This is a genomic window from Nonomuraea sp. NPDC050202, assembly GCF_040656115.1.
Classification (GTDB): domain Bacteria; phylum Actinomycetota; class Actinomycetes; order Streptosporangiales; family Streptosporangiaceae; genus Nonomuraea.
In genome coordinates this window covers 105,370-117,382 of record NZ_JBFALF010000010.1, presented here as the reverse complement: position 1 = coordinate 117,382, position 12,013 = coordinate 105,370, and the positions used below count along the sequence as shown (strand labels likewise).

Here is a 12,013-nt window from a genome sequence, read left to right as displayed (position 1 = left end):
TATCCCGGCAGCCCCGCTGTTAATCAGCTCACCACGCCGGATTCCCACGCCCAAGCTGCGATTTCAACCCGATTGCGGACACCGAGCTTGGCCTGGATGCTGCCCAGGTGCGTCTTCACGGTGGACAGTGACACGAACAGCTCTCCGGCCACCTCCTGGTTCGTCCGCCCCCTGGCCACCAGCCGTACGACGTCCAGCTCGCGGTCCGTCAGCGGGTCGTTCACCGGCAGCGCGGCGCGGCGGGGCTGGGCCAGGTGCTGCAGCAGCCGCACGGTGATCGACGGCGACACCAGCGCGTCGCCCGCCGCCGCGGCCCTGACCGCCTCGATCAGCAGCGTGGGCCCGCTGTCCTTGAGCAGGAAGCCGGTGGCGCCGGAGCGCAGGGCTCCGTACACGTACTCGTCCAGGTCGAAGGTGGTGACGATGACGACCCGCATCGGGTTCTCCACGCCGGGGCCCGCCAGCACGCGGGTCACCTCCAGCCCGTCGAGCTTGGGCATCCTGATGTCGAGCAGGCACACGTCCGGCCGCAGCCGCCTGGCCTCAGAGACGGCCTCGGCCCCGTCCGAGACCGCGGCCACGACCTCCATGTCCGGTTGGGCATCCAGAATCATCTGGAAGCCGGTGCGCACCAGTTGCTGGTCGTCTGCGATGAGAACCCGAATAGTCACGGCCCCAACTCTAGGGATCAGCCGTTCGGCCGAGGCGGATATGGACGCACGGCCGATCCCCCGGCACCCCCTCCGGCGGGAGCCTGGACGGCATGAACGACGTGCTTGTTGGACATGCCCTGGCCAAGCGGTTCGGGCAGACGGTCGCCCTGGGCGGCGTGGACATCGCGGTACGGGCGGGCGAAGCCGTGGCGATCATGGGGCCGAGCGGTTCCGGCAAGTCGACGCTGCTGCACTGCCTGGCCGGCATCATGAAGCCGGACGGGGGCGAGGTGCACCTGCTCGGCCAGCGCATCGACTCGCTGGGCGAGCGCAAGCGCAGCGCGCTGCGCCGCACCCGCTTCGGCTTCGTCTTCCAGTTCGGCCAGCTCCTGCCCGAGCTGCCCGCCGAGGAGAACGTGGCCCTCCCGCTCATGCTGGGCGGCGTGCCGAGGACCCAGGCCGTACGGCAGGCCCGCGAGTGGTTCGCCCCGCTCGGCCTGCACTCCATGGAGTCCAGGCGGCCGGGGGAGCTGTCCGGCGGCCAGGCGCAGCGGGTGGCCATCGCCAGGGCGCTGGTCACCAGGCCGGCCGTGGTCTTCGCCGACGAGCCCACGGGGGCGCTCGACCAGCAGACGGGGCAGGACACGATGCGGCTGCTGGTGGAGGCCACCAAGCACAACGACGCCAGCCTGATCGTCGTCACCCACGACCCGAACGTGGCCGCCTGGTGCGACCGCACGGTCGAGGTCCGCGACGGCCGGCTGCTGGCGCGCACGAGCGGGGCGATGGCGTGAACCTCGACCTGACCTGGCGGCTGCTCAAGGGCGGCGGCCGCAGGGGGCTGCTCGGCACCTGGCTCACGCTGGGCGCCGTCGCGGTGGCCACGGCGCTGCTGCTGTTCGCCGTGGCGGCGAACTCCGCCTTCCAGGCCAGGGCCGAGCGCGGCGCCTGGCGCAACCCGGTTCCGGCCGCCTCCGGCGCGGTGGCCGTGGAGGCGTCCCGCTTCGACTTCGTCCGCGACCAGGCCATCACCGTCATCGACCTGGCCGCGCTCCCGGGCAGGTCGCCCGCGCCGCCGCCGGGCCTGCCCCGCTTCCCCGCGCCCGGCGAGGTGTGGCTGTCGCCGGCGCTGGCCGAGCTGGCCAGGGAGCTGCCCGCCGGCGAGCTGGGCGACCGTTACCCGGGCCCGGAGGGGGTGCTCGGCGACGAGGGGCTGGTCCATCCGGACGAGCTGGTCGCGGTCGTCGGCCACGCGTCGGACAGCCCCGCGATGACCGCGGCCCGCACCGACGACTGGGTCGTCGCCAAGCCGCCCGTGAAGGTCGCGAGCCTGGCGGGGCAGCCGAGCGAGGACGCGGAGGCGTACCGGGTGCTCTCGCTCGTCGCCAGCGTGCTCATGGTGGTGCCGCTGCTGGTGTTCGGGGGCGCGGCGGCCCGGCTCACGGTGGCCAGGCGTGACCAGCGGCTGGCCGCGCTGCGCCTGGTCGGGGCCACGCCCGGGCAGGTCGTCGGGATGACCGTGGCGGAGGCGGTGATCGTCGCGCTGGCCGGCGCGCTCGCGGGGGCCGTCGCCTTCGCGCTGGCCGTGCCGCTGCTGGCCGGGATCGAGATGCAGGGCGGGCCGTGGTTCGCCGCCGACCTGTTCCCCGGGCCGCTCGTCCTGGCCGGGGTGCTGGTCGCGGTGCCGCTGCTGGTGGGGCTGTCCGCGGTGGCCGGCCTGCGGCGGGTCGTGGTGAGCCCGCTCGGCGTGGCCAAGCGGGAGACGCCGCCCGCCATGCGCTTCGTACGGGTGCTCGCCCTGCTGGCGGTGCTGGCCGTGTTCCCGATGCTGACCAGGGGCACCAGCGTCACGATCATCGCGGTGGCGCTCGCGCTGGCGTTCCTGTGCATCAACCTGGCGGGGCCGTGGGTGGTCGGCATGATCGGCCGGATCACGGCGGCGAGCGCGCGGGGTCCCGCCCGGCTGCTCGCCGGCCGCCGGCTGGTGGACGACCCGCGCTCGGCCTGGCGTACGGTGAGCGGCGTGGCGCTGACCGGCTTCGTGGCGGGCTTCCTCGGCCTGCTCAGCCCGTCGGCGTTCGACGGCGACGCGGCCGGCCCGCCGCAGCTGCGCGTCACCGCGCCCGCCGGGCAGGCGGCGGAGGTGGCCGAGCAGGCCCGCGAGCGGTTGCGCGCGTCCGGCGTGCGGGCCGACGTGAAGCCCGTCAAGGACGTCGTCGTCGCGGCCCTGGGCAGCACCGCCGACACCGCCACCCTCGACCGCGCCCGCACCGCGATGGCCGGCCTGGTGCCCGGCCGCACGCCCACCACGGAGCGCGACGACCAGCGGTTCGGCATCCAGCTCCTGGCCGACGTCCGGGTGGGCACGATCGTGGTGCTGTCGGTGTCGTTCCTGGTGGCTATCGCCAGCTCGGGGATCACGGCCACGTCGTCGATCCTGGACCGGCGGCAGACGTACGGGCTGCTGCGCCTGGCGGGCACGCCGCTGGAGGTGCTCGACCGGGCCCGCCGCGCCGAGACGCTCGTCCCGCTGACGGTCATGGGCGGCGGGGCGATCCTGGTCGGGGCGTTCTGCGCGGTGCCGTTCATGATCGGTGGCATGAACGTGGCCGGCACTCTCACGCTGGCCGGCTGCGTCGTGGCGGGCTTCGCCGGGGTGATCGCGGCGGGCGCGCTGAGCCGCCCGCTGCTCCGCTCCGTCACCTCGGATCCGGCGCCCCGGCCCGACTAGCCCAGGACGAGGTCGCGGACGAGCTTCAGCGACGGTTCGTCCCGCACCCCCATGACGAGCAGGCTCGTGACAGGGCTGCGATGCCACAGCTCCAGCCGCTCCTTGATCCGGCCGGGCGGGCCGATGAGCGAGATGCCGTCGGCCAGCTCGTCCGGGATGGCCCGGAACGCCTCGTCCTTGCGCCCCGCCAGGTACAGCGCCTGGATGTGCTCGGCCGCCTCGGCGTAGCCCATCCGGCCGATGATGTCGGCGTGGAAGTTGCGCTGCCTGGCGCCCATGCCGCCGATGTAGAGCGTCAGCATCGTCTTGACCACGTCGAGGGCGGCCCGCAGGTCGTCGGAGATCAGCACCATCACCATGGCCGCCACGTCGAAGCCCGGCTCGGCGCCCGACAGCGCCTCGCCGTACATCTCCTCGATCTTCTCGGGGAACGCGAACAGCGGCAGCCACCCCTGCGCCACCTCGGCGGCCAGCGCCACGTTCTTCGGCCCTTCCGCCCCGAGATAGAGGGGGATGTCGGAGCGGAGCGGATGGGTGATGGACCTGAGCGGTTTGCCCAGCCCGCCGGGCAGCGGCAGCGGGTAGTGCTCGCCGTCGCTGGTCACCGGCTCCTCGCGGCGCCACACCTTGCGCATGATCTCGACGTACTCGCGGGTCCTGGCCAGCGGCCTGGCGAACGGCTGGCCGTACCAGCCCTCCACCACCTGCGGCCCCGAGGCTCCCACGCCCAGCAGCAACCGGCCGCCGGTGAGGTGGTCGAGGGTCATGGCGGTCATCGCGGTGGTGACCGGGGGCCTGGCCGAGATCTGGGCGATCGAGGTGCCCAGCTTGATGCGGGACGTACGCGCGCCGTACCAGGCGAGCGGCGTGAAGACGTCGCTGCCGTACGCCTCGGCCGTCCACACCGAGTCGTAGCCGAGCCGCTCGGCCGCCAGGACCGATTCGGTTGCGTCGTCGGCGTTGCGCTGCCAGTAGCCGAGGTTCAGACCGAGCTTCATGGGACACCTCCGGAATTAAGTTCTATTACGGGTGGGGATGTCCCAAGTGTCAATGGAGGACCTCCCGGGGTAGTCACACTCTGTGCTCAAGGCTCTCGGTCGACTCGCCTGCCTGCTGCTGTTGCTCCTGCCGGCAGCGGAGCCGACGGTCGCGGCGGGCGACTCGCGGCCCAACGTCGTCCTCATCCTGGCCGACGACCTCGAGGCCGGCACCCTGCCGCTCTTCCCGAACATCACGCGGCATCTCGTCCGCCAGGGGGCCTCGTTCGACCGCTTCTTCGTGACGAACTCCTGGTGCTGCCCCTCCAGGGCGTCGATCCTGCGCTCCCAGCACGTCCACAGCCACGGCGTGCTGACCAACACCGCCCCGGAAGGGGGTTTCGACCGCTTCCACACCCTGGGGCTGGAACGTTCCACGATCGGCACCTGGATGCAGCAGGCCGGCTACCGCACCGGCATGATGGGCAAGTTCCTCAACCACTACCCGGGCGAGACGGCCGAGGGCAGGTACGTGCCGCCGGGGTGGAACGAGTGGGACGTCCCGGTACGCGGGCTCTACGAGGAGTACGGCTACCGGCTCAACGAGAACGGCGTGCCGCGCGACTACGGCTGGGAGGAGCAGGACTACCTGTCCGACGTGCTGGCCCGCAAGGCCCGCGACTTCATCGCCGACGGGGACGAGCCGTTCTTCCTCTACCTCGCCCCGATCGGCCCGCACAACCCGGCCAACCCCGCCCACCGGCACGCGCACGCCTTCCCGCTGGCCATGGCGCCGCGCACGCCGTCGTTCAACCAGGCGGACGTGAGCGCCGAGCCGTTGTGGCTGCGCAACAGGCGCCCGCTCACGCTGGACGCCCAGGCGGAGGTGGACGAGAACTACCGCAGGCGGCTGCGCGCCATGCTCGGCGTGGACGACCTCGTCGGCTCGGTGGTCAGCGCGCTGCAGGAGGCCGGGAAGCTGGACAACACCTACATCTTCTTCACCTCGGACAACGGCTTCCACCTCGGCACACATCGCCTCAAGCAGGGCAAGACCACCCCGTTCGAGGAGGCGATCAAGATCCCGCTCGTCGTGCGCGGCCCCGGCGTCGCGGCCGGCTCGACGATCACCCGGATGGGCGCCACGATCGACCTCGCCCCGACCTTCGCCGAGCTGGGCGGGGCCGCGGTGCCGCCGTTCGCGGAGGGCCGTTCGCTGGTGCCGCTGCTCCGCGGCAGGCCGCCCGCGGAATGGCGCAAGCACGTGCTGGTGGAGTTCACCCGGCCCGCCGACCGGTCGTCGGCGGCCCAGACGCCCGTGCCCGCCTACCAGGCGTTGCGTACGGAGCAGTACACCTATGTCCGGTACGAGACGGGGGAGCGGCAGCTCTACGACCTGCACACCGACCCCTACCAGCTCAGGAACCTGGCGGCGACCGCAGACCCGGCGCTGGTGGCGCGGCTGGACCAGCGGCTGGCCGGCATGGTCGGGTGCGCGGGAGCGAGCTGCCGCCAGGCCGACAGGCAGGGCTAGCGGAACAGCGACGGGTAGGCGTGCGCGAGATGCTCCGACACGGCGCGGATCGCCTCGTCCGCCTCGCCCCGCTCGATGGCCTCCAGGATCCGTACGTGGTCCGCGCGCAGGATGGACGTGTCCCCGAGGCGTTGCACCGCCTCGACCGAGTACCTGCGCATCGAGTCGCGCAGCGAGCGCATGATGGCGGCGATGAGCCGGTTGCCCGAGGCGTCCGCGATCGCGCAGTGGAAAGCCGTGTCATGCTCCACGAACTCCTCGGCCGTCCGCGCCCCGTCCATGCCGGCCAGGGCGGCGGCCAGCGCGGAGGTGTCGGCCCCCGCCGCGGCCGCCTGCGCGGCGGCCCACTGCTCGATCATGTGCCGGGTGTCGATGACCTCGCGCATCTCCAGGCTGGCCAGGCCGAGGTGGAGCCGGAGCAGGTCGGTCAGCGCGGAGTCGGGCCGCGAGGTGAGCACGGCGCCCGCGTCGGGGCCCCGGCCGACCTGGGAGGAGACCACGCCGAGGGTCTCCAGCACGCGCATCGCCTCGCGTACCGAGGAGCGGCTGACGCCGAGCTGCTCGGCGAGCTGGCGTTCGGCGGGCAGCCGGTCGCCCACGGTGAGGCCGTCCTCGGCGATGCGCCGCTCGATCTGAGCGAGTACGTCCTCGAACGTCCGCGTCCGCTTGACGGGACGCCAGCCGGTGTCCTCCACCCGGAGCCTCCTCATGCTGGCCGGAAACGTTGTGGTTCGATATGGTCTGACCATACTGTGGTCGGACCATACTTCGGAAGGAGAGCCGTGCGAGTCGCCCTGTTCATCACGTGCGTGAACGACACGCTCTTCCCGGGCACCGGCAAGGCCGTGGTGTCGCTCCTGCGCAGGCTCGGCTGCGACGTGGACTTCCCCGCCGCCCAGACGTGCTGCGGGCAGATGCACGTCAACACCGGCTACCGGGAGGAGGGCGTGCGGCTGGCCCGGCACTTCACGGAGGTGTTCGCCGGGTACGACGCGGTCGTCGCGCCGTCGGGGTCGTGCGCGGCCATGGTGCGCGAGCAGTACCCGAAGCTGGCCAAGCCGGGCAGCAGGGGAGCGGCGGCGATCGCGGAGGTCGCGCCCAGGGTGTACGAGCTGTCGGAGTTCCTGATCGACGTGCTGAAGGTCGAGGACGTAGGCGCATATTTCCCGCATCGGGTGACCTATCACCCGACGTGCCACTCGCTCCGCGGCCTCCACCTGGGCGACCGGCCCACCAGGCTGCTGCGGAACGTGCGCGGCCTGGAGCTCGTGCCGCTGCCGGGCGCCGAGGAGTGCTGTGGCTTCGGCGGCACGTTCGCGGTCAAGAACCCGGCGGTCTCCGCCGCGATGGGCGCCGATAAGACCCGCCACATCATGGACACGGGCGCCGAGGTGCTGTGCGCGGCCGACAACTCCTGCCTCATGCACATCGGCGGCACCCTGAGCCGCCAGCAGACCGGAGTCAGGACCATGCACCTGGCAGAGATCCTCGCATCGACGGAGGAGGCCCAATGAGCGCGACATTCCTCGGCATGCCAGGAAGTTTCCCGGAAAACTCCCGGGAGGCCGTACAGAACTCGCAGCTCCGCTTCAACCTCCGCAAGGCCACCCACACCATTCGCGGCAAGCGGGCGAGCGTCGTCGGCGAGCTGCCCGACTGGCAGGAACTGCGCGCGGCGGGCAAGGCCATCAAGGACCACACGCTGCGCAACCTCGAACGCTACCTGCTCCAGCTCGAGGCGGCCGTGACGCGGGCGGGCGGCACCGTCCACTGGGCCAGGGACGCCGCCGAGGCCAACCGCATCGTGACGGACCTGGTCAAGGCCACCGGCGAGACCGAGGTGGTCAAGGTCAAGTCGATGGCCACCCAGGAGATCGAGCTCAACCAGGCGCTGGCCGAGCACGGCATCACCGCGTACGAGACGGACCTGGCCGAGCTGATCGTCCAGCTCGGCGACGACTTCCCCAGCCACATCCTGGTCCCCGCGATCCACCGCAACCGGTCGGAGATCCGCGAGATCTTCCTCGACAAGATGCCGCACGTCTCCGCCGACCTGACCGACGACCCGCCCGCCCTCGCCGAGGCAGCCCGGCTCCACCTGCGCGAACGTTTCCTCAGGAGCAAGGTCGCGATCTCCGGCGCCAACTTCATGGTGGCCGAGACCGGCACGCTGGTGGTGCTGGAGTCCGAGGGCAACGGCCGCATGTGCCTGACCCTGCCCGAGACCCTCATCAGCGTCGTCGGGATCGAGAAGCTGCTGCCCTCCTGGCGGGATCTGGAGGTGTTCCTCCAGCTCCTGCCGAGAAGCTCCACAGGCGAGCGGATGAACCCCTACACGAGCATGTGGACCGGCGCCGTCGAGGGCCAGGAGTTCCACCTGGTGCTGCTCGACAACGGCCGCACCGACGTGCTCGCCGACGAGGTGGGCCGCCAGGCGCTGCGCTGCATCCGCTGCTCGGCCTGCCTGAACGTGTGCCCCGTGTACGAGCGCGCGGGCGGCCACGCGTACGGCTCGGTCTATCCGGGCCCCATCGGCGCGATCCTCACCCCGCAGTTGCGGGGCATGTCCTCCGAGCTGGACGCCTCGCTGCCGTTCGCCTCCAGCCTCTGCGGAGCCTGCTACGAGGCGTGCCCGGTGGCCATCGACATCCCCGAGGTCCTGGTGGACCTGCGGGCCAAGGCGCCGCACGCGGCGGCGGAGAAGGCCGGCATGAAGGTGGCCGGCTGGATACTCAACGACCACGAGCGGCTGGCCAAGGCGCAGCGCGCGGCCACCCGCGTACGCAAGCTGGTCCCCAAGCGGCTGCCCGGGCCGCTGGCGGCCTGGACGGACACCCGGGACCTGCCCGAGATTCCCGAAGAATCCTTCAGAGACTGGTGGGAGCGGAATGAGCGCGCGTGAGGAGATCCTCGCCAGGGTCCGCAAGGCCGTCGCCGGGGCGCAGGACGTCGAGATCCCGCGCGCCTACCGGACGGAACGGCAGGTGGACGACCTGGTCGGGCTGTTCGCCGAGCGGGTGGACGACTACCGGGCGATCGTGCACGTCGTCCCGGCGGCCGAGGTCCCCGGCAAGATCGACGAATGCCTCGGCGGGCGCCGCATGATCGTTCCCGACGGCTTCGGCCGGGCGGGCGGCTGGGACGACGTGAACACGGCCGACGGCGTGGTCACGAACTGCGCCGTGGCCATCGCCGAGACCGGCACCATCGTCCTCGACCACGGCCCCGGCCAGGGCACGAGGGCGCAGACGCTGGTCCCCGACTACCACCTGTGCGTGGTGCGGGCCGACCAGATCGTGCCGGGCGTGCCGGAGGCCGTCGCCCGGCTCGACCCGGCCCGCCCCCTCACCTGGATCAGCGGCCCCTCGGCCACCAGCGACATCGAGCTGAACCGGGTCGAGGGCGTGCACGGCCCCCGCACCCTGGAAGTGATCATCAGTACCTGAGCACGAGGGCCCGGCCGGCCGGGCGATCAGTACCTGAGCACGAGGGCCCGGCCGCCCGGGCGATCAGTACCTGAGCACTGCGGCGACGTCCGTCACGGAGTCGGTGAACCACAGCTCGGCGTCCGTCATCGCGGCCGCCCTGGCCAGCGCGGAGTCCGAGCGTTCCTGAACGGGCTCGCTCACGCCCCACCGCTGCAGCTCGCCCCGGTCGGTGGCGAGCTGCGTGCCGCCCTCGCCGATCCAGACCGGGTCGGGCAGCTCGCCGGGCAGCAGCACCGCGTGCACCCGGCCCTCGCGCAGCGCCTGCGAGACCCGCGCCATCCCGGTGGGGCCCGAGGCCTCCTGGTGGCGTTCGAGCAGCTCGGCGCGCCTGCGGTCGAGCCATTCGTCGAGCGCCCGCTCCACGTCCTGCTCGAACTGGCCGTGGTCGTCGCGGCTGCCGTGCTCCACCATCGTCACCCGGTCGGCCGACTTGGTGCCGAGGTGGTGCAGCAGGTACGAGCGCGACTTCGGCTCGCCCGCGACCAGGATCAGCTCCGCGCCGATCCTGCGTACCTGCTCGTCGATCTCATGGGCCACGGCCTGGGCGTTCTTCTCCCAGACCTCGTCCACGGCGCGCTCGTACCGCTTCTGCGACCAGCCGCCCTGGGCGGTCTTCTGCAGCGGCCACGAGGCGGCCTCGACGGTGGCCTTGCGGGGCGAGCCGCCGCCGAACACGGTCACCTCCGCCCCCGCGTGGTCCACGATGACCCTGATGTGCGGCACGTTCTCGCCGCGCCGCATGAGCAGCGGCGTGACGTGCGGCAGCGGCGTCCACGTGGCCAGCTCGGACGGCGCCTCGCGCAGCGACTCGGCCAGCACCACGTCACCGTGCGTGGCGAACAGCGCCCGCCCGGCGGCCGCGCTCAGGGCCTCGCCCTCCAGGGCGTCCAGCGTCGCCTTGTCGGCCTGGCCGGAGTGCCCGTCGAGCCGGTCCCGCACGCCGCGCCAGTGGCTCTCGCGCTCGGGCCCGGTGAGCGCGCCCAGGTACACCGACGCGTACGGGCCGCGCCGCTCGTACAGCGGCCGGATGAAGTCGAGCCGCACCGTTCACCACCTCCGCTTCTCCACGCCGATGCCGAGCGCTTTGGCGATGTCGGCCATGTTCGTGTAGTCGCGCTCCGGCAGGGACTCGACCATGTCGATCACCGGGTCTGGCGCGCCCTCGCGGCGGGCGCGGGCCAGCAGCTCGCGCTTGGACGAGGGCCAATGGGTGTCGCTCAGCCACTTGGCGAGGTCGCTGCGGATGTCGACGTCCCGCTGCGTCATGCCTTCCGGGACGCCGGGCTCGTGTCCTGGCGGGTACGAGTGAAGCGACTCCTCACCGGGCGCCGGCATGGCCTCGGGCTCCTTCCACTCCTGGGCGTGCGTCGTGCCGCCGCCGCGAACCATGCCCTCGGTCTCGTGCTTCTGCTCGTCGTCGAGGCGGGGTCCGTGCTTGTCGCTCCCACGTTCCATAATTAGCCACTCCTCTCAATTCGCCCCTACCCCCGCTTTCGTGGGCAAACATCGCGACTGTGTACCCTCCACAGCGTGTTCGATCCCGACGTGAGCATCGCCACGGAACGGCTTACGCTCCGGCCGTTCGGCCCCAAGGACACCCTCCGCATCCGCTCCATCGTGCAGTCCGGCGCCCGGTTCCTCCCTCCGGGCGCGCCCGGCAAGGTCTCGGGGATCGCCCCATGGCTGATGCACGGCGTGCACGAGCTGCGCCGCTCGGGCCAGGGCGTCCACCTGGCCATGACCGACGCCGAGGGGATCATCGTGGGGGCGATCAGCCTGTTCAAGACCTCGTGGAGCGCGGGCACGACCGAGGTCGGGTACGGCGTCCACCCCCTCTACCGGGGCCGCGGCTTCGCCACCGAGGCGGTACGCGGCCTGTCGGCCTGGGCGCTCGACACCATGGGGCTGCGCAGGATCGACCTGACCGCCAGGCTGGACAACCTCGCCTCGCTCCGCGTCGCCTGCAAGGCGGGCTTCACCTGGGAAGGCGTGCTGCGTGACGCCGTCCTCGACGAGGACGGGGCGCACGACCTCGTCATCTTCGGCCTGCTGCGCCACGACAGGCGCCTGCCCGCCGTCACCCTGCCGAAGGCGGAGCTGCGCACGCAGCGGCTGCTCCTGCGCCCGCAGACGCTCGCGGACGTCCCCGACCTGGCCGTCACCGGAGCGGACCCGCTGACCCAGGCGTACACGGGGGTACCGCGCGGCTACGACGAGGAGCACGCGCGGGGGTACGTCGCGCACGCGGAGCGCACGCAGATGAGGGGCCTGGGCGCCGCCTGGACGGCGGAGGAGCTGGCCACCGGCCGCTTCGCGCTCAACGTGGACCTGCGCGACGTCAACTGGAGCAGCAGGACCGCCGAGGTCGGCTACATGACCGCCCCCTGGGCCAGGGGCAACGGATACGCGGGCGAGGCCGTGCGGGAGATCGCACGCTGGCTGTTCGAGCAGCACGGCTTCAACCGGCTCCAGCTCCGCGCCGCCCCCGCCAACACCGCCTCCCAGCGGGTGGCGGAGAAGGCCGGGTTCGTCCGCGAGGGGGTCGCCCGCGCCTCGCTCGGGGGCGAGGACCTGGTCGTCTACAGCATCATCCCCTCGGACCTGGCCTGAGGGGACGCCGGGCTGCCCCT

The 12,013-nt window shown here is 72.2% G+C and carries 12 protein-coding genes; 7 read left to right on the top strand and 5 right to left on the bottom strand.

Annotated elements, in window-relative coordinates:
• Positions 1-23 precede the first annotated feature (23 nt).
• A complete protein-coding gene (locus tag AB0I79_RS26710; RefSeq protein WP_357877773.1) occupies positions 24-671 on the bottom strand; it encodes a response regulator transcription factor in 648 nt (215 codons plus the stop codon).
• Positions 672-763: 92 nt separating this feature from the next.
• Between AB0I79_RS26710 and AB0I79_RS26705 the strand changes: the two genes are divergently transcribed.
• The gene (locus AB0I79_RS26705; RefSeq protein WP_357877770.1) at positions 764-1,447 is read left to right on the top strand and encodes an ABC transporter ATP-binding protein; all 684 of its coding nucleotides are present in this window, start codon (positions 764-766) and stop codon (positions 1,445-1,447) included.
• Positions 1,444-3,384: an FtsX-like permease family protein gene (locus tag AB0I79_RS26700; protein WP_357877767.1), complete on the top strand. Its 1,941-nt coding sequence runs from the start codon at positions 1,444-1,446 to the stop codon at positions 3,382-3,384. Before AB0I79_RS26705 ends, AB0I79_RS26700 begins: the two co-directional genes overlap by 4 nt.
• Here the strand turns inward: AB0I79_RS26700 and AB0I79_RS26695 are convergent.
• Positions 3,381-4,382, bottom strand: coding sequence for an LLM class F420-dependent oxidoreductase (locus AB0I79_RS26695; RefSeq protein ID WP_357877764.1), 1,002 nt, complete (start codon positions 4,380-4,382; stop codon positions 3,381-3,383). The genes AB0I79_RS26700 and AB0I79_RS26695 overlap by 4 nt on opposite strands.
• An 82-nt stretch (positions 4,383-4,464) precedes the next feature.
• Between AB0I79_RS26695 and AB0I79_RS26690 the strand changes: the two genes are divergently transcribed.
• Positions 4,465-5,895 (top strand): sulfatase, encoded by a 1,431-nt coding sequence (locus tag AB0I79_RS26690; RefSeq protein WP_357877762.1) that lies wholly within the window; start codon positions 4,465-4,467, stop codon positions 5,893-5,895.
• Here AB0I79_RS26690 and AB0I79_RS26685 read toward each other — a convergent pair.
• Positions 5,892-6,590: an FCD domain-containing protein gene (locus AB0I79_RS26685; protein ID WP_357877759.1), complete on the bottom strand. Its 699-nt coding sequence runs from the start codon at positions 6,588-6,590 to the stop codon at positions 5,892-5,894. The genes AB0I79_RS26690 and AB0I79_RS26685 overlap by 4 nt on opposite strands.
• 87 nt (positions 6,591-6,677) lie before the next feature.
• On the opposite strand from AB0I79_RS26685, the gene AB0I79_RS26680 reads away from it, so the two are divergent.
• Genes AB0I79_RS26680 through AB0I79_RS26670 form a run of 3 tightly spaced genes read left to right on the top strand, consistent with a single transcriptional unit; the run spans position 6,678 to position 9,341 of the window.
• Positions 6,678-7,409 (top strand): (Fe-S)-binding protein, encoded by a 732-nt coding sequence (locus AB0I79_RS26680; protein WP_357877756.1) that lies wholly within the window; start codon positions 6,678-6,680, stop codon positions 7,407-7,409.
• Positions 7,406-8,797, top strand: coding sequence for a lactate utilization protein B (locus AB0I79_RS26675; RefSeq protein WP_357877753.1), 1,392 nt, complete (start codon positions 7,406-7,408; stop codon positions 8,795-8,797). Before AB0I79_RS26680 ends, AB0I79_RS26675 begins: the two co-directional genes overlap by 4 nt.
• Positions 8,784-9,341, top strand: a complete 558-nt coding sequence (locus AB0I79_RS26670) for a lactate utilization protein C (protein WP_357877750.1) — start codon at positions 8,784-8,786, stop codon at positions 9,339-9,341. Before AB0I79_RS26675 ends, AB0I79_RS26670 begins: the two co-directional genes overlap by 14 nt.
• Positions 9,342-9,404: 63 nt before the next feature.
• Here AB0I79_RS26670 and AB0I79_RS26665 read toward each other — a convergent pair whose 3' ends face one another.
• Together AB0I79_RS26665 and AB0I79_RS26660 are read right to left on the bottom strand one after the other, a co-directional pair.
• The gene (locus tag AB0I79_RS26665) at positions 9,405-10,427 is read right to left on the bottom strand and encodes a Vms1/Ankzf1 family peptidyl-tRNA hydrolase (RefSeq protein WP_357877747.1); all 1,023 of its coding nucleotides are present in this window, start codon (positions 10,425-10,427) and stop codon (positions 9,405-9,407) included.
• A 3-nt stretch (positions 10,428-10,430) separates the two neighbouring features.
• Positions 10,431-10,838: a DUF2795 domain-containing protein gene (locus tag AB0I79_RS26660; protein ID WP_357877744.1), complete on the bottom strand. Its 408-nt coding sequence runs from the start codon at positions 10,836-10,838 to the stop codon at positions 10,431-10,433.
• 75 nt (positions 10,839-10,913) lie between these two features.
• Between AB0I79_RS26660 and AB0I79_RS26655 the strand changes: the two genes are divergently transcribed.
• Entirely contained in the window at positions 10,914-11,993 is a 1,080-nt protein-coding gene (locus AB0I79_RS26655; RefSeq protein ID WP_357877741.1) for a GNAT family N-acetyltransferase, read from the top strand.
• Positions 11,994-12,013 lie beyond the last annotated feature (20 nt).

Excerpts from the sequence above, each read along its gene's own strand:
- AB0I79_RS26675 (WP_357877753.1), top strand. The coding sequence starts at position 7,406 with ATGAGCGCGACATTCCTCGGCATGCCAGGAAGTTTCCCGGAAAACTCC.
- AB0I79_RS26660 (WP_357877744.1), bottom strand. The coding sequence starts at position 10,838 with ATGGAACGTGGGAGCGACAAGCACGGACCCCGCCTCGACGACGAGCAG.
- AB0I79_RS26695 (WP_357877764.1), bottom strand. The coding sequence starts at position 4,382 with ATGAAGCTCGGTCTGAACCTCGGCTACTGGCAGCGCAACGCCGACGAC.
- AB0I79_RS26670 (WP_357877750.1), top strand. The coding sequence starts at position 8,784 with ATGAGCGCGCGTGAGGAGATCCTCGCCAGGGTCCGCAAGGCCGTCGCC.
- AB0I79_RS26705 (WP_357877770.1), top strand. The coding sequence starts at position 764 with ATGAACGACGTGCTTGTTGGACATGCCCTGGCCAAGCGGTTCGGGCAG.